Source organism: Haladaptatus pallidirubidus (genome assembly GCF_020700235.1).
GTDB lineage: Archaea > Halobacteriota > Halobacteria > Halobacteriales > Haladaptataceae > Haladaptatus > Haladaptatus pallidirubidus.
The window spans coordinates 430,302-451,243 of record NZ_CP085305.1 but is presented as its reverse complement, the minus strand read 5'-3'; the positions used below and the strand labels follow the sequence as shown (position 1 = coordinate 451,243).

Sequence of the window (20,942 nt, the reverse complement as noted above, 5' to 3'; positions counted from 1 at the left end):
AATTGAAAACGAAACCTTAGCATACTTTGACACTGTTAAGCCAAAAAGTGAACAGTTCTTGGAGACGGAGGCTATGGCCACCCAAGAACAGTTCACCGTAGGTCTGCGAGTTGTATGAGTATTTCTCGCTCCTACCTGCCCGTTTCTCAAACTCTCAACTAGACAGGGCCGGTTTGGTTCCCTGCCGTCGGATTCATCCTGCGGCTAAAGCTACAGGTATTCTCCTTGTATATCTATAACCACTATTCTATCTAGAAATTTCCGCAATCTATAAGTGTAGACTTCGTGTTGACAGAATTGAAGCAAGGGATGTAATTATGGACCGAAGAAATTATCTCAAAGTTATTGGTGCTTCCACAACACTCAGTGGACTCGCCGGCTGTCTCGGCGGCAACGACGGCAACGGTGGTGGTTCCGGAAACGGGGCGACGAACATTGCGCTCGTTTCGAGCCCTGCCGGCTTCGACGACGACGCTTTCAACGACCTTGCGCTTGAGGGCCTTAAGAGCGCCCAGAAGGAGCATGATATCGAGATTAACAAGGTCGAGGAAACCCAACAGGCTCAGTACCAGTCAACACAATCGGAACTCGCTCAAACCGGCAAGCATGATCTCATCGTGCTGGTTTCGTACAACCATACCCAAGCGTTAACTCAGAACGCCGCAGACTACCCCGATCAGAACTGGATGCTCATCAACGACCACGTTGACGAGTCCAACGTTGCCGGGTACACCTGGGCCAACCACCAGATGTCCTATCTGGCAGGCGTTCTCGGGGGCACGTTGACCACCGAGGAGTTCGCCCAGGGAAGTGGCGAGACGGGTCCGGAGAATGCTCAAATCGGCTTCGTCGGTGGCGTCGACGAGTCGCTAATCAACGCGTTTGAGCAGGCTTACATTGCCGGCGCCAAGTGGGTTACCGAGAACGTCAACGTCAATGTTGGGTATATTGGTAACTATACCGACACGGATACGGCAGCCGACATCGCTAGCTCTCAGTACGACGCCGGAGCCGACATCGTCTATCACGCCGCCGCAGCTGCGGGACGGGGGGTCTTTGAGGCCGCACAGGCAAAGGGCCGATTTGCTATCGGTGTCGATTCCGATCAGTCACAGACGCTACCTGACTTCCAAGACGTCATCCTCGGGTCTGCGGTCAAATACATTAATGAAGGAACCCGAGAAGTCGCGACGGCGGTCGCTAAGGACAATTTCAAGAGCGTTTCCGGCGAAAACATCCTGACACTTGAGGATGAAGCTATCGACTGCGTGATCGGCCAAGCGTTTGAAGGAGATCTGCCAGGTGTCGTCGACAAGAACTTAGAGGAAGCCAAGCAAGGTATCATCAACGACGAAATAAAGGTTCCTTGTACTGCTACCGGATGTAACGGATCCTAGCATAGATATGATACAAATCCTGTATTTGAAATATGACTAGAAAAGACTCAGGGGTACCCACAGTCCGACTCAAGAGCATCACCAAACGGTTCGGCGACGTCGTGGCTAATGACGAGATCGACTTCACGCTCGAACAAGGCACAGTTCACGCACTGCTCGGTGAGAACGGGTCGGGAAAGACGACGCTGATGAGCATCCTCTACGGCTTGTATGATCAAGATTCGGGGACGATTGTCGTCGACGGAGAGCCTCGCGAGTTCGACTCACCTCGAGATGCGATGGAGGCGGGCGTCGGAATGATCCATCAGCACTTCCAACTCGTCGGCCCGATGACGGTGCTGCAAAACATCATTTTGGGCCACGAACCCGCGTCGAACGGGCTAGTTGATGAGTCGGCCGCCCGGGATGACATCGAGGCGATTTGCTCGCGTTACAGGTTCGACATCGACCGACATCTTGACACACCAATTCGGGATTTCGATCTCGGTGTCCGCCAACGCGTTGAGATCGTCAAGACCCTCTATCGGGGCGCCAACATCCTTATTTTCGATGAGCCGACGGCTGTTCTCACGCCACAAGAGGTCGATCAGCTCCTCGAAATGATGCGTGAACTCACCGAAACCGGATGCTCACTAGTTTTTATCACTCACAAGCTTGATGAGGCACTGGCAGTCGCTGATCAGATTACCGTCCTCCGCGACGGGAAGGCCATCGATACCGTAGCTGCCGACGAAACCTCCGAACAGGAGTTGGCGCGCATGATGGTCGGACGGGAGGTGTTGTTCGATCGTGAATCCCGAGAGACCGTCCCTGGCGAGCCTGTCCTCGAGGTTAATGGCGTTCGAGTTGACGGTGACCGCGGCCTCGAGCAAGTTAGTGGCGTCGATCTCGCTGTTCGAGAAGGTGAGATCCTCGGCATTGCGGGCGTTCAGGGCAATGGCCAGAACGAACTGATCGAGGGAATCGCTGGATTGCGACCTGTTACAGCAGGAACGATCCGATTTGACGACAAGAAAATTACTGATTTAAGCCGTCGCCATCGCATCGAGTCGGGGATCGCCTATATCCCCGAGGATCGCCAAACTGAGGGGCTGGTACAAGACTACGATCTAGTCCGCAACGCACTGCTTGGTAACCAGACGATCAGCCCATACGTCAGTAGCGGCATCATTGATTGGTCAGCCGTTCATGACCACGCCGAGACGATCATCGATGAATATGACGTGCAGGCACAAAACGCTAATTCCGAAGCGATATCGCTGTCCGGTGGCAATCAACAGAAGTTCATTGTCGGGCGTGAAATAATGCGCGATCCAGATGTCATGATCGCATCACATCCAACCCGTGGGGTTGACATTGGGTCGATCGAGTTCATTCATAATCGACTACTGGAACTGCGGGATGCAGGATTAGCAGTCGTGGTTGTCTCCTCGAAGCTCGAAGAGATTCAACGCCTCTCCGATCGCATCGCGGTCATGTACGAGGGAGAGTTTATCGACGTTGTCGATCCTGACAAGGTCACAGAAGAGGAACTCGGTCTCCTGATGGCTGGGCGAAGTCGTGACGAGAGCGGCGAAGAAGACGAAGAAATGCACATTACAGAAGCAAATAAGGATATGACTACAAAGGGAACTGAAAAAGGCGATGATACAGACACGACAGTTACAGATTCTCGTGACGGAGGCGTTTAAACATGAGCGACTCTAATTCCGAAACTGCTCGTGACGTTCTTGACCGTGTCGCAGCTGCTATGTTGAAAATGTCGATCATAGAACGGTTTGTTATTTCAATGGCAGCGATTATTCTAGCACTATTCGTCGGGTTGCTTGTCGTGGCTACAACCGGGTATAACCCAGCCGCATTCAGTCAAAACATGCTCGAAGGGGCATTTGGCAGCGAAGCTGCCATTGCACAGACACTCATGTTCACGACGCTATTTATCCTTACTGGCGTCTCCGTGTCGATCGCGTTTCGCGCTGGCGTGTTCAACATCGGCGTCCAAGGGCAGTTCATCGTCGGCGGGTTTGCGACAGTGCTTTCTATCCTCTGGACGGCTCCATTACTCCCTGAGGGGACGATCGGCGGTGTTATCCTCATAATCGTCGGCACCCTCGCTGCCATCGTCGCCGGCGGCGCGTATGCAGCGGTGCCCGGCATACTGAAAGCGTACGGTGGCGCAAACGAAATCGTTACAACGATAATGCTAAACTTCATCGCGATTGGGACCGTCGGATGGCTTGTCGAAGGTCCATTCCGAGGAGAAGGACAATCCGCGCCGAACACAGAGCGGCTCCCGGAATACGCCGAGCTACCCCAACTCATCTATAATTCCCCTAGTTTTTCTGTCGTCGGCCTGGGTGTCGCATTCCTGATAGCCGCGATAATCGCGATTCTTATGAGCCGGACCAGCTTCGGGTATGACATAATTACCAGTGGCCATCAGGAATCTGCCGCGGCGTATTCGGGCGTAAACGCCAAGCGAATGGTCGTCATAACGATGACCGTCTCCGGGATGGTCGCCGGGATCGCAGGCGCGATTTTTACTATCATGATTCAGGGGTATTACAGCGACCCTGCCGGAATTGGCTCATATGGCTATGATGCGATCGCCGTCAGCCTGCTCGCGGCGAATCACCCACTTGGCGTCATCCCAGCCGGCCTCCTATTTGGCAGCCTCGATTCTGCCGGCTCCTATATCGGACTGAGCAGCGATGTGCCAGCGGAGTTAATCAATGGAACCGTCGGCCTCGTCGTTCTGTTCATCGCCGCACCGGAACTGTTTCGGATGGCTGCAAAGCGGACTGGTCTCGGAGGCGACGAGCAATGAACATCGCTGCCTACGCCACTCAAAACCGCATGCGATTCGGGGCTGGCGCTGCGATCGTTCTCGTGTCCATGGTGTTTATCTCCTGGTTTGATCTGCCACTTGCGGATATTCTCACTGTCGGCTTTCTCACACGCTCACTTCAGGCAGCAGCACCGATCGCGCTCACTGCGATCGGCGGACTATACGCCGAGAAAAGCGGCGTGTTCAACATCGGCGTTGAAGGGTTCATGATTTTTGGAGCTGTCAACACGGCGGCTATCACATGGCTCGTCGGTGGCAAGACGGCTGGCCAGAGCGCCCTCTGGATCGCCATACTCACGTCGACGCTGATCATCCTACTATTCGCACTGGTCTTTGCCGTACTGATGATCCGATACAAGGCTGATCAGATCGTGGCGGGTCTAGCGGTTTGGTTAATTGGCCTCGGGTTCGGGCCGTTCATGGCCGTGTTACTTTGGGGGAGCCAGAACAGTCCCGGCCTCGCCAGCATCGACAATCTAACGATACCGGTTCTCTCCAAGTTACCAGTCGTTGGGCCGCTGTTGTTCAACATCTCTCCCTTGGTGCTCCTCACCGTTCTCGGAACCGTCGCTGCTTGGGTGGTCCTCTATCACACTCGTTATGGCTACTGGATTCAGGCCGCCGGTGAGAACCCCGAGGCGCTGGACACGGCGGGTATTAGCGTCACCCGCGTCCGCTATGCAGCGGTGATCTTCTCCGGCGTAATGGCGGGATTGGGTGGTACCGTTCTCATGGCTCATGCTGGGTCGTTCACTGGCACTGGCGAGACGATGGTCAGCGGACGTGGATGGATCGGGATAGTCGCCTACCTATTCGGTAACTATAACCCGATTGGGGCTGCCCTCGCGGCGCTTCTGTTCGGAGGCCTAGACATGCTACAAATCCAGTTCCAAACGGTCGGGATTAACCTTCCCAACCGGTTGGTGAATCTGTTCCCGTATATAGCCGTAATCGTCGTGCTTACGATTTGGGGGTCGACGCGTGTGCCCTCTGCTGTGGGGGAACCTTACGAGAGCGAAGAGTGATCAGCACTAGCACCTCTGTTTCCCGTTCGAGTCGATCGTGAATGTAGATACGCGTTAGGGTACTTCATTAAAGTTGAAACTCTTTCCGTTCATGGTGGGGATACACGACAATTCAATCACAACCACCGGAATTAAGCTATCCAACGATGTATCGAGCGAAGAAGCACAACGGACAAAATTGGCGGTTGGAGTAGGACCTGCCCGGTCAATGAAGGCCACTACACCGTCCCGAGAGCGCGTCACCTCGGCGAGGCCGTCACCAGATAGTGGTCAAAAAGCGACTCTCGTCCGCATGTGTCTGTCCACCGTGATCGATCGAAAGATCGGAGAGTGAACTTGAAACTCCTGCACGGCTTCAGTTCCCGTCTGTGAGGGGAGAGAAGCCACGACTTTAGTCATGGGAGAAGTCACTCCGACAAAGCGGTTTATTAGAGCCAAACTTTTAAACTATAGATCGGGGAATAAAGCATATGGGAATGATGATCAAAGTATTAATCCCATTATTCGGTCCGATTCCCGGTGGGACAGAATTAGCCATAATCTTACTACTAATAGTGTTATTATTTGGTGCTAGCAAAATCCCGAAATTAGCCAAATCAACTGGTGGGGCAATAGGTGAATTCAAAAAGGGACGTAAGAAGATGGAATTGGAACTTGAAGAGATGCGCAATGAAACAACTCAAGAGATTGATCCAGTGCCAAAGCAAGAACAAGAGTAGAGAGTTAAAGCAACATCCACTAGCCAAATGGCAGTGAAATCGCTGTTCATCGTGGTTTACTAGAAGAGAGCAATGTTTTGGTGATTTGGCCACCGAAACTACGAACGTATCTAACAACGATCAGTGATCCCACTTTGAGGTGACCGCCGAGATGATCGAGTCCGTTTGCAAACCTCACCAAGAATTGATGAACAGCGATATCGTCGTCCAGTAAGATACTCAGGCATCAGATCACCATGTGCCCATTATTATAAATTTAAATTAGATAAAATATAGCCAATTTTAGAAATCTCGACGCTTCCTTTCCGTGAATTGGTCAATTATGGTTTCCAGGTCGAAATTTCGAAGGTATATGTTTTAGTCGAGCGAACGTGCCCAAGTGTTGCGGAACTGTATTAGGCTGTTGTCCTCTTGGAGGCGAAGCGGCAGCTCGGACGCGTGTTCCTCATATTCTACGAGCTTGCCGTCGGCGTTCGGACCATCGACTAAGAGCCGCGTCTGGACGGCGACGCCGTTGAGTAAAGCAGTCACTTGTGCTGGCTGAACCTCGACACTGTCAAAGCGCGGGCCCTGCCAAAGGATGTCAAGTTGTTGCCACTCACCAGGACGGCTGACGACATCGTGATGGGGTTCAGCTTGGTCCGTGTAGGCGCCAGTCCATTTGTCGGCGTCAGCGTTGCGGTGGAAGCGCATGTCAACGATTTGAATCTCGTACTTGCCCATCATTAAGACGCCGCTGTTAACCCGGTCTATGCCTCTCCCTCTAACGTCCTCGGGGATGCGGTACTCAACGTGTAACTGCACGTCACCGTACTTGTTGTCACTCTCCCAGTTACCGTCTCCTGGCTCGAGGGTCAGCCTATCATCGATCAACACGTCGGCGTCTTCGGGCGCATCGCCAGTCGTTCCTACTCCACCGGGTTCGACTTGCTTAGGCATCTCATAGTCGCCACCCGAACTGTCATATTGGGGCATCGCGTCGGGATTGTCGATCTTCACAGGTTCTTCGGGCAGGTCACGATACCATATATTCCGGAAGTGCACCACGTCTTGGCTGCTGCCATGATCCTGCAGATTGAAGGGAACCTCCTCGAGAAATGTCCCATCGTCATCCCGGGGATGGCCGAAGTCCTCGTGATCGAAATCGTACAACGTGTCATACCAGACAGGGCCCGGGATATCGAAGTGGGTTTGGACGGCCACGCCGTTGAAAAAGAGCGTCGCCTGGGGATAGCGAACGAGTTCGCCATCCTCGAAGCGCGGACCGCGCCAAATAATGTCGTACTCCTGCCACTCTCCCGGAGGCCGGATTGGGAGAACCAGCGGCGCGCTGCCGCCACCTGGCTGGTACTTATAGAACGATCCCGCATGACCGCTTGGGTAGGTGGGATTCTCGTAGCTCTGGAGGATCTGGAACTCATACGTTTCCATCATGAAGAGACCACTATTTCCTGGTCCCTGACCTTCTCCCTCTAAGCCTTCGGGAATTCGCCACTCGAGGTGGAGGTGACAGTCACCTATTTCTTCATTGGGTTGAATGTCGCCAGTTCCAAGATTGGTCTTGAAGTAATCGTCGTGCTCAATCCATTCAGCATCACGACCGTCGGGATAGTGCTGCCAATCGTCGAGAGAGGCCTCTTTACCGTTCCACAGGATCGTCGCGTCCGACGGTGGGTCCGCGCTGAGCCCTTCGGCACCTGGCTTAACACGTCGCGGCCGAATTTTATTCTTTCCGGAGTTCTTCCTGCCGGGGCAATACTCTGAGGCTTGTCCGAGCCCAACGAAAGAACCTCCTAAGCCGATAGTACTAATCCCTTGGAGAACTTTCCGTCGGTTTGTTGATTTACTATACTCACTGTTTCCTTCTATTTGGTTTGAATCACTCATATATTGTCTCTTACTGGTCGTAGCACTCATCCGACAGAATGAGTGCTACTTGATATCATCTCGCACTTGACTAATAAGCATTTCTATTCCAATAATACATAATATCTATTACTACATAATATTTAAAATTCGCAGTGAAAATATATATTAAATTTAGTTTATATTTATATACTACTTATAATATTTTGCTAATTTTAATCAATCGGAAATGGCATCAACTATCAGTTATTGCTTTGTTGACTCTTCTATGAGACGGGAGAACTTCGGGTATTCCAGGATGTTGGTGTCCGCCTGTGATTAGTGGAGTGAGACGGCATCAGAGAGTCTATTTGATTTGGAAATATCTCATTCTGATCCAGAGATTAAAACTCAGGTCAGTGGTCGCATAGTAAGCCGTTGATTTCAGATTAATTTAAATATCTATTTCATCGTATCTAATTTAATCCACTCATGCTGCTTGTTACTCTGTTGGATTGCATCAAGAATACGCTGAACCCGATAACCATCTTCAAAAGAAGGAGAGAACTCTTTGTCCTCGCTAATTGCGGTTAAGAACTCGTAGTTCTCGTGGATGAAGGTGTGCTCCCAGCCGATGATGTGGCCCGGCGGCCACCAGTGGTCGATGTAGGGGTCGGACTCATCGGTGACGAGCACCGTTTCGTAGCCGCGGTTGTCGTCCCGCAAGAGTTCGAGTTCGTTGAGCCGTTCGAGCGAGAACTTCAAGCTTCCCTTGGAGCCGTGAACCTCGACGATGTGGTCGTTCTTGTGCCCCGTAGCGAACCGCGAGGCCTCGAATGTTCCCATCACGCCGTCCTCCAACTCGGCCTGCGCGGAGTACGCGTCATCCACCGTTACCGGCCGGTTTTCGTCTTCCCCTTCGACCGGACGCTCGTCCACGAAGGTTCGGAGGTGGCCCGACACGCGCTCTACGTCGCCAACGAGGAATCGTGCGAGGTCGATGGTGTGCGCGCCGAGGTCGCCGAGCGCGCCGCTGCCCGCCAACTCCGCGTCACTGCGCCACGACCACGGCGCGTCGGGGTCGACCAGCCAGTCTTGAAGATAGCGCCCCCGGAACTGATGAATCTCGCCGAGTTCACCATCCTCGATTAGGCGTTTCGCGTACTTGATAGCTGGGACAAATCGATAGTTGAATGCACAGCCAGCAAGGGCTTTACTATCAGCAGCTGTTTCACGCATTTCCTTGGCTTGTCTGAGAGTCGGCGCCATCGGTTTCTCACAGAAAACGTGGGTGTCAGCCTCCAAAGCCGCAATAGAGGGTTCTGGATGAATATGATTGGGACCGAGATTGTAGATGACGTCTACCTCCTCAATCGCCTCTTTCCAGTCCGTCGTGGTATTCGTAAAGCCAAACTGTTCGGCAGCCTCTGTTAGTGACTCTTCGTCCCGGCCAATGAGCGTATGACGAACTATCTTTGGTGCATCCGGGAAAAACATTGGCAGCCTTGCTAGGGCATTTGAATGGGCTCTGCCCATAAAACGATATCCGAGGACGCCGACATCAATGGTGTTGTTTGTACTCATTCTTCTCCTCTATTCAGCCCAATAGGCTTCGCCGGGTGTCGTCTGGAACACAGCGCGTTGCAACAATGTGATTGCCTTCTCTAACCCTTCTCGTGAACTAGTCAACGAATCCTCGTGCTCGACGGAGAGCGCGCCGTCATACTCTATCATCCGGAGCGCGCTGACGATGTCCTTCCAGTGTTCCTCACCATGGCCGTAGCCGACGGAGCGGAACAGCCACGAGCGGTTGGCTTCCTCGGTGTATGGCGTCGTGTCGAGAACGCCCTTGTAGCGGGCTTGGGACTCGTATACCTTCGTATCCTTCGCGTGGAAGTGGTGGATGGCGTCGTGTTCGCCGAGGAGCCGGATGGCTTCGACTACATCGATGCCCTGCCAGTAGAGGTGGCTGGGATCGAAGTTCGCCCCGATTCGCTCGTTGGTTGCGTTGCGGAGTTCCAACATTCCGACGGGCTCGTGGATGAGCATGTTCGGGTGCATTTCGATAGCGACGTCGACGCCGTGGTTTGCGGCGTGTTCCGCCACGTCGCGCCAGTAGGGGATGGCGACTTCCTCCCACTGGTAGGTGTGCGCCTCGTCGTGTTCCGAAGGCCACGGGGCCGTAATCCAGTTCGGCACCTCGTCGTTTGGGCCGCCGCTCGGTAGCCCAGAGAAGCACGTGACGGCGTCCACGCCGAGTTGGTTAGCAAGGCGGATCGCCTCGCGGAGTTCGGTATTCGCCGCCTCGGCCACCTCGTCGTCCGGATGAAGCGGGTTGTTGTGGGTCGCCAGCGCAGATATCCATAGATCATTTTCTTCGATAAGATCAAGGAGTTCTTCTTGCTTCGTCGTATCGTTGAGATACTTTTTCCTTGGAAGGTGATCGTCACCGACGAATCCACCACAGCCCAACTCAACAGCACCAACACCCTGGTTGGCGAGATATGCAAGGGCTTCTTCAAGCGATTCATCTGCTAGTGGGACAGTAAGTACACCTATGTCCATGAATATTAGTATAATCAATTCATACATTAATATTATTATTTCGGCAATCTAGTAAGAGGGAATTATTATAGCCAATACTAAGAACGGCCAAAAATAGTCAAAAATATGGTTAATACCATCATAGTTTTGGTTCTAATAAAGAGATTGTGAATGGTAATTACTTTATGAAACTTCATCGAGAACGGATGAAAAATAATATCTATTCACCATTATTTACTATTATATAAAACATAATTGATTTACTATAAACATTATTAACGCAAGAGTCAATAACAAGGAGTTCAATTGACGGAGATAGATGTGTGACAAAGTACACTATCCTGGCCAAATAAAGAGACAGTCAGACCAAATTCAACTACAGCAGGAATCGGCTAACTCAAATAATCGAGGGAATCAATGACTAAGTTCGAAGCTAAACGAGTCATCGTATTGGATATTGTCGGTCTACAACCAGAACATATTACACCTAAGCTTGCTCCAAACTTGGCAGATTTGCTTAACGATGTGATTCCGATGCGCCCATCGTTCCCATCACTGACTGTTCCGGCGCAGACGACACTCGCTACAGGGCAGTCACCGAGCAGACACGGTGACGTTGCAAGTGGTGAGTACAATCGCACCCAGCATGAAGTAGAATTCTGGGCACGCGACCGCAACGGCCGAGATCGGCTCTGGGAGACTGCTCATGATGAAGGTCTAACAACAGGGGCCCTATTTTTCCAGCATCTTATTGGGTCAAACGCTGATGTAGTTATCACGCCTTCGCCGATTGAGGATGAGAACAATAACATGATTGAGATGAACTGTTGGACAAACCCCGATAATCTGTATGATACCCTGCAAGAGAAGTTTGGCCACTTCCCATTATTCAACTACTGGGGTCCAGGTGCTAACAAAAATAGCAGTAAATGGATATTTGATGCAGCGACTGAAGCGATACACCAATTTGATCTCGATATGCTTTGGGTGTATATCCCGCATCTAGACTATACAGGACTTCGAGAAGGGCCTGGAAACGAACTAAACGCTGAAATTGAAGTTGTTGACGAACTTGTCGGTGAATTCTTAGCTACTCTCAAAGCTGGCGATCGCTGGGAAAATACAGTCGTTAACGTTGTAAGTGAGTACGGCTTCCACTCTGTCGATACACCTGTTTTTCCTAATCAAGCCCTTCGAGAGGCAGGATTACTTTCAGTTACCGATGACGATGAGAGAGGTGAGGAAGTTGACCTTGTCTCTTCACGTGCATTTGCGATGGTTGACCATCAAATTGCTCACGTGTATGCCGATAATGAGGCGATTGCGGCCGCCAGAGAAGCACTTAGTAAGCTTAACGGTATTGATACGATTATAGGCAAAAAAGAAAAGATTAAATACAACATTGACCATCCGAATTCAGGTGATTTAGTAATAATCGCAGAAACAGATTCCTGGTTCCAATACTACTGGTGGGATGCCCCAGATGACGCACCAGAGTATGCAACCGCTATGGATATTCACGCTAAACCTGGATTTGACCCTTGTGAGCTCTTTCACGGTGAGGACGAAATAGTATCACTCGATCCGACAAAAGTCGGCGGATCCCATGGACGCATTGATCCAGAGACTTGGCCTGTTTATGGCATTGGAGGACCCGCTGCGCCAGATCTAGAGCTCGCATCACAAAGTAGTGTAGATGCACGAGCAGTCGCGCCAACAATAGCGAATATCCTCGAAATTAAAAATTAGTTGCTATCATAATAAAATAATTCATCTGCAAATAGATAAATAATAAACGCAATTCCTACCCATTCTTGTCCGATATATTATAGATAATGCCTTATTTAATTCAATAATTATTTTATGTAATAAAACTATTAGGGCTTTGTTCAAATTCCTCACTGTGTTCATCGGAGCAGAAATGGTACTCTTTGTTTTTAAATACTTTTGTAATATCCTCGTACTGATGAACTGGATTTCCGCAGATAGTACATTGCATTATTGTATTACCCTATTTGAAGAAGATACAGGTAAATCAAATAAAAGTTTCGGTGGTTGACTTTATTGAATCTTATTACTAATAAATATATAATGAATTTAGAATACCAAAACGGACTACTACAGAGAAAGACATACAATTACAATAACTGTGAAGTGCCTCGGGGCGTGATCTCGAGGCATCCCATTCGACGATGTTGTTAATATCGAAACTTTGATATTAGGTTTAATTCGATAAATCTATCAAACGTACAGATTACACCACTTAATCCATGTAATGTTTACCATTCCAAATCAGTGTCAGATTCCCGCCGTGATATCTGCTCCTGGCTTTCACTAAAGTCAAGCTCCTTGTTGAGTACAGTTTCCTCTGGATGGTACCATTCTTTTTCACAGTCTTTGCACTGCCATACCTCGTATGACCGATCGTTATCAGATGTCCTCCGAGTTGAGTCAATGGGGTCACCGCAGAAGGGACAAACTTCTGGCATACTAGAAATTACGTAGACAGTTGAGAAAAATCTATCCCTTCGTTGGGTCTCCTAAGTATTTAACTTTTCATCAATAAACTTAATATACCTACAATATAACAAAGCAGTATATGTCGATTCCAATAATCGATCCCCATATGCATATGGTATCCCGTTCGAGTAATGATTACAAACGGGCACGCCTAGCTGGAATTGAATGCTGTATTGAGCCCGCATTCTGGAGTGGAACAGACAAGCAACACGCAGAATCCTTTTTCGATTACTTTGAGCAGATAATCGACTTCGAGACTGAGCGGGCCGATAGGACAGCCGGTATCGACCATTATGTTACCATTGCCCTTGAACCAAAGGAGTCAAACTATCCCGACATGGCTGAAGAGGTGATGGACCAGATTCCAGCGTATCTTGACCGCGAAAACGTGGTTGGCGTCGGCGAAATTGGTCTTGATCAAGGAACAGAAGAAGAAGAATATGCCTTCCGCCGCCAACTTCGGATGGCCGAAGAGCGTGAACTTCCTGTCATCGTCCATACTCCCCATACGAGTAAACCGGAGGGAACCGAACGAATTGTCGAGATGATCCACGACGAAGACGTTACTGAAGAACGGATCGTCATTGATCATAATACGGAGAACACTATCGAAATTGCGCTTCAGACAGACTGTTGGATCGGCTTTACGTTGTATCCTGGGAAGATAACGGACGAGAAGGCGATTGACCTCTTGGAAGAGTACGGCAGTGATAAGATGCTTCTTAATAGTGCCGCTGATTGGGATCCATCTGATCCCCTCGCTGTGCCGAAAGCACGTGACAAAATGCTCGACCGAGGCTGGGATAGAGAGGAGGTTCGCAAAGTAGTTTTCGAGAATCCTCTAGAGTTCTTCAACCAGTCTCCAAACTTCAATTACAAACCTTAACAATGAAATTTGGATTCTCTACCAACGCATTCCGCGAATACCAGCTTGAAGAAACTATCAGCATACTCGCTAATGCCGGATACGACGGTATCGAGATACTGCTTGATGAACCCCACCTCTTTCCAGCAGAGGCAGATGAAAAGAGAATTAAACGCATTCGGAATGTGCTTGACGACCATGACCTCACCGTAAGCAACTGCAACGCGTTCATGCTCAGCGCCATCGATCGAACTGAGAAGAGCCGTATAGCAAAGTATCCCCATGAGACGGAGTTGTTCCACCACCCATCATTTATCGAACCTGCAGCGGTTGACCGGCAGAATCGAATTGAACATACAAAAACCGCGCTCAAGACAGCAGCTGAACTCAATGTACCACAGATCTCAATCCAGCCCGGTGGACCTGTTCCAAAAGGTACCTCTCAAGAACAAGCGATGGAGATGTTCATTGAGGCTCTTCAGGAAGTAACGGAGACTGCCGAGATGGTCGGCGTCGACGTGCTAGTTGAGCCCGAGCCAGACCTACTAATAGAGACTTCCAATCAGTTCCTAAAACTTGCTGACCAAATCGATTCCTCTCGAGTTGGCTGTAATTTCGATGTAGGTCATTTCTATTGCGTTGACGAGGATCCTGTCGACCTTATCTATGAACTCGATTCATACACTGGGCACTATCACCTCGAAGACATCCCCGCTGATCGGACACACGAACATACCCAACTTGGAAACGGTGCGATAGATATTAACGGATTCCTGGATTCACTCAAAGAGACCGGCTATGACGGATTCGTTACTATTGAGCTGTACCCGTATGAGGAGACAGCAAAGGAAACTGCCCACAACGCAATGCACTATTTGGAGGAGAATGGGTGGGTCTGACATCATGATTATTCCAGCTGACCCGCGATGAGTAGGAAGGATGGAAGTCGCCATTGGCTCACGGCGTATGCCACGTTAGTTAGGCTCCCCAATCTCTTCACAGCACCACCTGACGTTGTGCTCGGTGTTGCACTTATTGCAAATCTTGGCTACGATGTGTCGATTCGTACTGTCGCCGGGCTTGCAATTGCTTCTGTTCTACTATACGCGGCAGGAACGACACTAAACGACTATTTTGACACATCCGAGGATATTCGCGAACGTCCGGAACGGCCTATTCCCTCTAAAGAAGTATCTCGCGGAGCAGCACTTATATTCGGAATTAGCCTCCTCGTTGGCGGTATCGTGGTTGCCCTGACCGTTTCTGGAAAGATTGCCGGAGTAGTTGCTGGCAGTCTTGCACTTGTCATTCTGTTCTACGATAGTTTGTTCAAAGGCTCGACTATTGGTTTCCTATTCATGGGTGGGTGCCGAGGGTTGAATGTTCTTCTCGGGATGAGCGCATTTGGGTTTCCCACTACACTCCCACCATGGGTACTTACAGTACCTGTAGTGATCGTCGTTTACATTGCCGGGGTCACGTATATGGCCGAAAGAGAGACTGGAGGAGGCGACCAAATGGCTGTGATGACTGCAGTGGGTGGTACAGTAATCGCAACACTTGGAGTTATCGGGCTCCTTGTAATGCGCTCTCCGTCACCGATCGAAATCGTCTTGGTAGTTGTTCTTCTTATTGGGTTCGTCGGCTGGACTGGCCAAGCGTTACGGGCTGCCTACGATAACCCCGTCCCAGAAACGATTGGGCCGGCTGTCGGCGCATGTGTGTTAGGACTGACCGTGTTGGATGCAGCGTTTGCCGCAACCGTTGGATCGATATGGTCGCTCGTTGCGCTGGCATTTGTTATCCCCGCAGTCGGTTTCTCTCGTCTATTTGAAGTGACATGACCACTACAAATATGAAGCAACTATAGGCAGGACAAAATATTTAATCTCAGAACAAAATCATCGTGTATGGTTCAACTTGCGTTCTCTACGAACGCCTATACGCGCTTTGAACTCCCAGAGGCTGTTCGGCACATCGCCGATCACGGCTATAAGGGCGTTGAATTGCTCGCTGATACCCCTCACGCGTTTTTACCGGAGTTTGATGACGGAGATCAAAAAAAACTCAAAGCAGTTCTTGATGAAACTGGACTCGCGGTGTCAAATATCAACGCAAATACCGCGAGGGGTTACTACGATGACGCACCGGCTTCATCGTTCTTCGACCCTACTATCATCACTGCAGACGATGAGAATCGCGCGTGGCGGATCGAGTATACAAAGAGCGCAATCGATTTAGCAGTAGAGGTCGACGCGCCGTCGGTTTGTATTGCGACTGGCCGCCCACTTCCAGGAAATCCGCCGGAACAAGCCAAGAAGTACCTGTTGGACTCGCTTCACGAGATCCTAAATTATGCCGAGACGAGAGAGGTAACAGTTGGTATCGAGTTCGAGCCAGAACTACTCGTTGAGTGCACTGACGAAGTATTGATGCTTATCGAAGAGATCGGGCATGACTCGCTAGGAGTTAATCTCGACATTGGCCATGCGGCCGTCTATGGAGAGAATCCGGTCGAGAGTATTCACAAGTGTGCCGGTTATATCACCGGTGTTCACCTGGAAGATATTGTCGGCGGTCATCGGGGAAAGCACTACCATCGTATTCCTGGTGAAGGGGATCTTGATTTCAAGGCAATTTTCGCAGCCCTTAACGATATCAACTACACAGGGTTTGCAACTCTGGAGTTGTATACTTACCCTGATGCCCCCGATAAGGCAGCCGAGAAGGCCTATGAGGAACTTAAACCGAATGTCAGTTAAATCTATAATACTAGATCGATATCTTCTGTTTGAACACCTTAACTAGCGATTGATTCTCCAATACTTAATGACTCCATGTGATAATTGTAGTGTCGAGAGAAAATACAGAATAAACAGGAGAATTCATTACGTGTTCGGGTACGGAAGGTGCTTCGGCTAAAAGGATACCGGGAAGTTAAATTAGTTAAATGCTTATTTTCCTATTTGATATAACATAAGTTCGGAGGAGAGCGGAGAGTCCGAACGCTGCCGTAGTAGTATGAACCATAACTCTAGTTGCTGTTCCGAATCCAGCAACAAGACCAGCGGTCCGTCCGCTCTTGATACTCTGCGTCAAGGCGTAGATCGTATTAGGTCCGGGAGCCATGATGACGACAAAGGCTGCTAGAATAAATGTAAGAAGGATTGATTGACCAACCATTAGTGACTAAACAACACCACCAAAAAAAGGAGATTTTGATAAAGGGGATATTCATGTCACTTCTCGTTCCACAATTCGTCGTCAACATGCGCTACGAATTTTGCACAGATCGATGTGGGGGTACCGGGGGTTGGCCACTTCCGCTTAGAAATAAATGGAGAAGTACACCACACACCATCACGTCCAGTGTAAACCCATGTTTCAAGCCCTATATCGAGCGATAGCAGCCATTCGAACATCTATAAATTATATATTGCTATATCAAATTTGTGTACCCGGAAGATGAGATTACAGCAGGTATAGAAACCCCATGGTGCACGATTTCTGCTAATTCACCCTTCTGCAACATTTCAAACTAAACCTCGGAAGTCGGTTCTGGTTACTATACTAACTTATTCATGACATACTGATTGTTCGAGCCAAAGCTGCTGCTCATTGATTGGCGTTCACTGTGTTATACCACAGTGCTAGCCGATACCAGTTTGCTTCAGCAGCGTCAGGGCAGTGTTTGCGGTCACAATCGGTGATCACTCGTACCCATCAATTCGATCTGCACAAGGAGATCAACGGCACGCCAAATCGAATACAGCAGGCATGCAAACGTGAAGTAGAAGAACCGCAACACGAAGCTCTTAGAAGTCGTTGCGGCCATGAACTGCTTGATGTTCTTGTAGCCACTCTCGATTTCCCATCGGTATCCATACTCTCGCAACAAGCTTGGCTCCCCGTCATGAACACCGAATACTGGCGATGATCCGTACAATTAGAATTGTCTCTGCGTCGGTACACTAGCGTGGTCTCATGCCGTTCATCGTCGTTCAATAGGAGGTTCCGATTAGTCACGTACTGATCCTGATCCACTGAAGTAACCGCTGTGCTTGAGCTTGCTCGCTCGTCTGCATTCGTTTTGGCACGACATAACGGAGCCCACGCTGGTCGATTTCCTCCAAGATGTGCTGACTATCGAATTCTCGATCGATCAGGACATTGTCGACAATGACGTGCTCTTGGGCGGAATCTAAGAGATCCCGTACGATCTCCAACCGAGAGTCACCCTGTCGAACCGGCCGAGCGTCCAAGAAGATTGGCACTGCATTGCCGGTGAGCTGGACCGTCGCCCACTGGTAGGCGTACTCACCATCTTTCGTTCCGATAATCTCGGCTTCGTTTCCTGTGCGATCTCCAGTAAAGGGCTCATCCTCTGTCGTATCGATCGCGACGATGCCAGCCCGATGAATTGCGTCTGTTTCGGCAATCCGATCGAGTAATCGACCAACCGCCTCACGGTACATTTCGCTGATTTTGTTGATAGAAAGGTCACGAAGGTGCGCCCGATGAGTATGTCCGAGCTGCGTCTGCTCGCGTTGTGATTCAAGCGTGAAACTCCGTGCGCCCTCATTTGCGGCCAAGTTCTCACGAAGTTCGAGATACGTCTGTAAATCCCAGAATGCGTTCTCGTGTATTTCATAGCCACTACTACGGTCAAGCGAAAAGCCCGGATAGACGATACGGGTAACGTGATTTCGGATTACGTCTTGCGATGTGTCAATCTATCACCAACATCTTTCGTGACTGATATATTTTTATTCGACTTTCCGTATAAATTTCTGTCATCTATGTGCCGTGTCAGTCTATTTTTCACACGAAGCTCTTGACTACGGAGAAATATTTCATCACAGATCGCCGGACAGTGGATCGGGGTCGTCACTCCGAACGTACGGTATCAATAACCCCTCGGAGATATCCGACGGTAAATCCGCGTGCTCTGTGGCGCCAATCGTCGTCTCCAGCCATCTTCGGGACGTGATCCGGGATGACGACTCCATCGAATTCAATGTCCTGGAGAGTTCGAACCACTTCGACGGTATCGAAGTTCCCCATATCTACGAACGTTTCGTGAAACTTTGGAACCATTCCCACGACGTCCCGAAAGTGGATAAAGACGATCTGATCACGTTCGCCAAATCTACGAATTACTCGAGGAATGTCCTCACCCATCTGTGAAAAACAGCCGAGACACAGCTTTAACCCATGGTTTTCGCTCGGAACCAGGCTCATCGCTCGCTCGAAGTTTTCGACGTTGCGGAATAGTCGAGGAATTCCCCCGAGTGACTCGATCACTGGTGGATCGACCGGATGCAGTGCGAGTTTGACACCCGCTTCTTCCGCTACTGGAAGAACCACCCTCAGAAACCCGCGGTAATTCTCCCAAAATTCGGATTCCGTGTATTTCCGGTCCAGTCCGGGAGCGAGTGCGTCCGTGTCGTCGAGTTCAGCGAGGTCAAATCCGGTGCCGAGCGCTCGACCACGCGTTCTCACTGGCGACGTTCGCATCGGAACGACGCCACGGGGATTCCATTGATAGCCCAAGATGGGAATATCTGCTTCGCCGAGATTACGGACGAGGCTCGTGATCTGATCCAAGGATTTTTCACTTCCCTCCCGGCCGAACATGATGTCGCCATACAACGAATACGGAAGCGATTGAATACCTGTGAGCGACAATCCTGCCGATTCGACACGCTCGCGTGCTGCGTTTAGTTCGGCGACCGATGGTATCGAATCACGGCCAACCGAAACGGTTTGGGCCCCGTCTCGGTCGTTGAATTCGTCTGGTTCCTCCTCCGTATCGGCATGATCGACGAATATGTCTGTCGCACCCAATTGTCGAGTATATTTTAATCTATCCTCTGAGAGGGAACGCGTTCTGACACCGATCCGGGTACCGATATCTTGACTCGTCTCAGTAGTAGCCTGTTTGCTAGCCATACCCCCACATTGTTCTGAAACACAAAAAGGCAATTGATAGGAATAATATAGATCCTCCTATCATCCACACTTGAGGACACAGTGTTTGATCGTATTCGAATAGTAGTATGGCGAATATAATGGTTATATTGGTGTATAATTTTTAATGAAAAATGGATCTCAGTCTTATTCCCTACTAGAATCTTCCTCAACACAATAATATTTTTATTTAATTACAATATTTTATAATAATATAAATTAAATAAAATGTACTTTGACCTATTATTTAGAAGTTTGTTCAGTATTCAAATCAACCATTAAAACTGTAGATTTTTTATTGTGGAGAATAGTAGGTGAGGTATGACTCCAAGCACGAAAAAACCGGAAAATAAAATAAAATCCATTGATACATCGTTCGATATCATTGAATACCTTATGGAAAATGATGGTGCTGGAGTAACGGAACTTGGGGATAACTTGGGACGATCTAAAAGCACGATACACTCTCATCTCAATACCCTCAAACAACGGAGATACGTAGTACAAGTCGGCGATATATACCGCGTCGGGTTGCGGTTTTTAAATCTCGGTGGATATGCTGCTCACTCGAACTCTATTTATCGACTTACGAAAAACGAGGTCGATGAGCTCGCGGCCGAAACAGGTTTCGCCGCCCAACTCGTCGTCGAAGAACACGGCAAGGGTATTATGGTTCATCAGTCGAGAGGGAATAAGGCTGTCCAAACGGATTCTCATATCGGGACGGAACGGTATTTACACTGCACAGCGTTCGGGAAAGCCATGCTTGCATACTATCCACGCGAACGGGTTCGAGAGGTCCTTGACAGACATGGGATGAGTGAACAGACTTCGAAGACGATCACATCGATGGAGGAACTATCCAAGGAGTGTGAGGAAATCCGTTCACGAAACGTAGCGTTCGATGATAACGAACAAATCGAGGGGGTTCGGTGTGTAGGGGTGCCAATCCTCACAAACACGGAGGAAGTACTCGGAGCGATCAGCGTGTCCGGTTCGACTCGTCACATGGATGATGAAACGTTTCGGAAGAAAGTACCCGAGTTGATCCAACACACAGTGCGTGTTATCGAGATAAACTACTCAAACATTTAATTTTCTCTTGTACTTTTTCTTTTTTGAGTTTGGGCCAGCATTTCATAATGGACTGTTCAATTGCACCAGGGTAGGTCGGGTTTTTCCCATCAAGAATTCATCGGAGTGGTTCTA

Annotated in this window: 16 protein-coding genes and 1 pseudogene; 11 read left to right on the top strand and 6 right to left on the bottom strand. The window is 49.6% G+C overall.

All coding sequences use genetic code 11. The features are described from left to right. The first annotated feature begins 317 nt into the window (after positions 1-317). The 5 genes from LIX15_RS28960 (at position 318) to tatA (ending at position 5,989) form a co-directional block, all read left to right on the top strand. A complete protein-coding gene (locus tag LIX15_RS28960) occupies positions 318-1,397 on the top strand; it encodes a BMP family lipoprotein (RefSeq protein ID WP_227778261.1) in 1,080 nt (359 codons plus the stop codon). A 32-nt stretch (positions 1,398-1,429) separates the two neighbouring features. Continuing rightward, a complete protein-coding gene (locus LIX15_RS28955) occupies positions 1,430-3,088 on the top strand; it encodes an ABC transporter ATP-binding protein (RefSeq protein ID WP_227778260.1) in 1,659 nt (552 codons plus the stop codon). 2 nt (positions 3,089-3,090) lie between these two features. Then, the gene (locus tag LIX15_RS28950) at positions 3,091-4,224 is read left to right on the top strand and encodes an ABC transporter permease (RefSeq protein ID WP_227778259.1); all 1,134 of its coding nucleotides are present in this window, start codon (positions 3,091-3,093) and stop codon (positions 4,222-4,224) included. Next, positions 4,221-5,270 (top strand): ABC transporter permease, encoded by a 1,050-nt coding sequence (locus LIX15_RS28945; RefSeq protein ID WP_227778258.1) that lies wholly within the window; start codon positions 4,221-4,223, stop codon positions 5,268-5,270. Before LIX15_RS28950 ends, LIX15_RS28945 begins: the two co-directional genes overlap by 4 nt. Positions 5,271-5,740: 470 nt before the next feature. Beyond that, positions 5,741-5,989, top strand: coding sequence for a twin-arginine translocase TatA/TatE family subunit (gene tatA, locus LIX15_RS28940; protein WP_390185105.1), 249 nt, complete (start codon positions 5,741-5,743; stop codon positions 5,987-5,989). A 357-nt stretch (positions 5,990-6,346) separates the two neighbouring features. Here tatA and LIX15_RS28935 read toward each other — a convergent pair whose 3' ends face one another. The 3 genes from LIX15_RS28935 to LIX15_RS28925 all read right to left on the bottom strand — a co-directional run bounded on the left by LIX15_RS28935 (position 6,347) and on the right by LIX15_RS28925 (position 10,399). Continuing rightward, positions 6,347-7,876 (bottom strand): 3-keto-disaccharide hydrolase, encoded by a 1,530-nt coding sequence (locus LIX15_RS28935; protein WP_227778257.1) that lies wholly within the window; start codon positions 7,874-7,876, stop codon positions 6,347-6,349. A gap of 420 nt (positions 7,877-8,296) precedes the next feature. Next, positions 8,297-9,418 (bottom strand): Gfo/Idh/MocA family protein, encoded by a 1,122-nt coding sequence (locus LIX15_RS28930; RefSeq protein WP_227778256.1) that lies wholly within the window; start codon positions 9,416-9,418, stop codon positions 8,297-8,299. Positions 9,419-9,427: 9 nt separating this feature from the next. After that, a complete protein-coding gene (locus tag LIX15_RS28925) occupies positions 9,428-10,399 on the bottom strand; it encodes a sugar phosphate isomerase/epimerase family protein (protein WP_227778255.1) in 972 nt (323 codons plus the stop codon). Between the two features lie 396 nt (positions 10,400-10,795). On the opposite strand from LIX15_RS28925, the gene LIX15_RS28920 reads away from it, so the two are divergent. The 5 genes from LIX15_RS28920 (at position 10,796) to LIX15_RS28900 (ending at position 16,525) form a co-directional block, all read left to right on the top strand. Continuing rightward, a complete protein-coding gene (locus tag LIX15_RS28920; RefSeq protein WP_227778254.1) occupies positions 10,796-12,127 on the top strand; it encodes an alkaline phosphatase family protein in 1,332 nt (443 codons plus the stop codon). Positions 12,128-13,004: 877 nt separating this feature from the next. After that, positions 13,005-13,784, top strand: a complete 780-nt coding sequence (locus LIX15_RS28915) for a TatD family hydrolase (protein ID WP_227778539.1) — start codon at positions 13,005-13,007, stop codon at positions 13,782-13,784. 2 nt (positions 13,785-13,786) lie between these two features. Then, complete coding sequence (locus tag LIX15_RS28910; protein ID WP_227778253.1) at positions 13,787-14,662, top strand: sugar phosphate isomerase/epimerase family protein; 876 nt, start codon at positions 13,787-13,789, stop codon at positions 14,660-14,662. 27 nt (positions 14,663-14,689) lie between these two features. After that, positions 14,690-15,607 carry a UbiA family prenyltransferase gene (locus tag LIX15_RS28905; RefSeq protein WP_227778252.1) on the top strand — a complete coding sequence of 306 codons (918 nt, stop codon included), beginning with the start codon at positions 14,690-14,692 and terminating at the stop codon, positions 15,605-15,607. A gap of 66 nt (positions 15,608-15,673) precedes the next feature. Further along, positions 15,674-16,525: a sugar phosphate isomerase/epimerase family protein gene (locus LIX15_RS28900; protein ID WP_227778251.1), complete on the top strand. Its 852-nt coding sequence runs from the start codon at positions 15,674-15,676 to the stop codon at positions 16,523-16,525. Between the two features lie 184 nt (positions 16,526-16,709). On the opposite strand, the gene LIX15_RS28895 is transcribed toward LIX15_RS28900, so the two are convergent. From LIX15_RS28895 to LIX15_RS28885, 3 genes and pseudogenes are all read right to left on the bottom strand, one after another. Further along, positions 16,710-16,892: a LysE family transporter gene (locus LIX15_RS28895; RefSeq protein ID WP_227778538.1), complete on the bottom strand. Its 183-nt coding sequence runs from the start codon at positions 16,890-16,892 to the stop codon at positions 16,710-16,712. A 521-nt stretch (positions 16,893-17,413) separates the two neighbouring features. Next, a pseudogene (locus LIX15_RS28890) lies at positions 17,414-18,475 on the bottom strand (transposase); the annotation flags it as partial. A gap of 175 nt (positions 18,476-18,650) precedes the next feature. Beyond that, entirely contained in the window at positions 18,651-19,715 is a 1,065-nt protein-coding gene (locus LIX15_RS28885; protein ID WP_227778250.1) for a mannonate dehydratase, read from the bottom strand. Between the two features lie 339 nt (positions 19,716-20,054). Between LIX15_RS28885 and LIX15_RS28880 the strand changes: the two genes are divergently transcribed. Beyond that, the gene (locus tag LIX15_RS28880) at positions 20,055-20,828 is read left to right on the top strand and encodes an IclR family transcriptional regulator (RefSeq protein ID WP_227778249.1); all 774 of its coding nucleotides are present in this window, start codon (positions 20,055-20,057) and stop codon (positions 20,826-20,828) included. Positions 20,829-20,942: the final 114 nt, after the last annotated feature.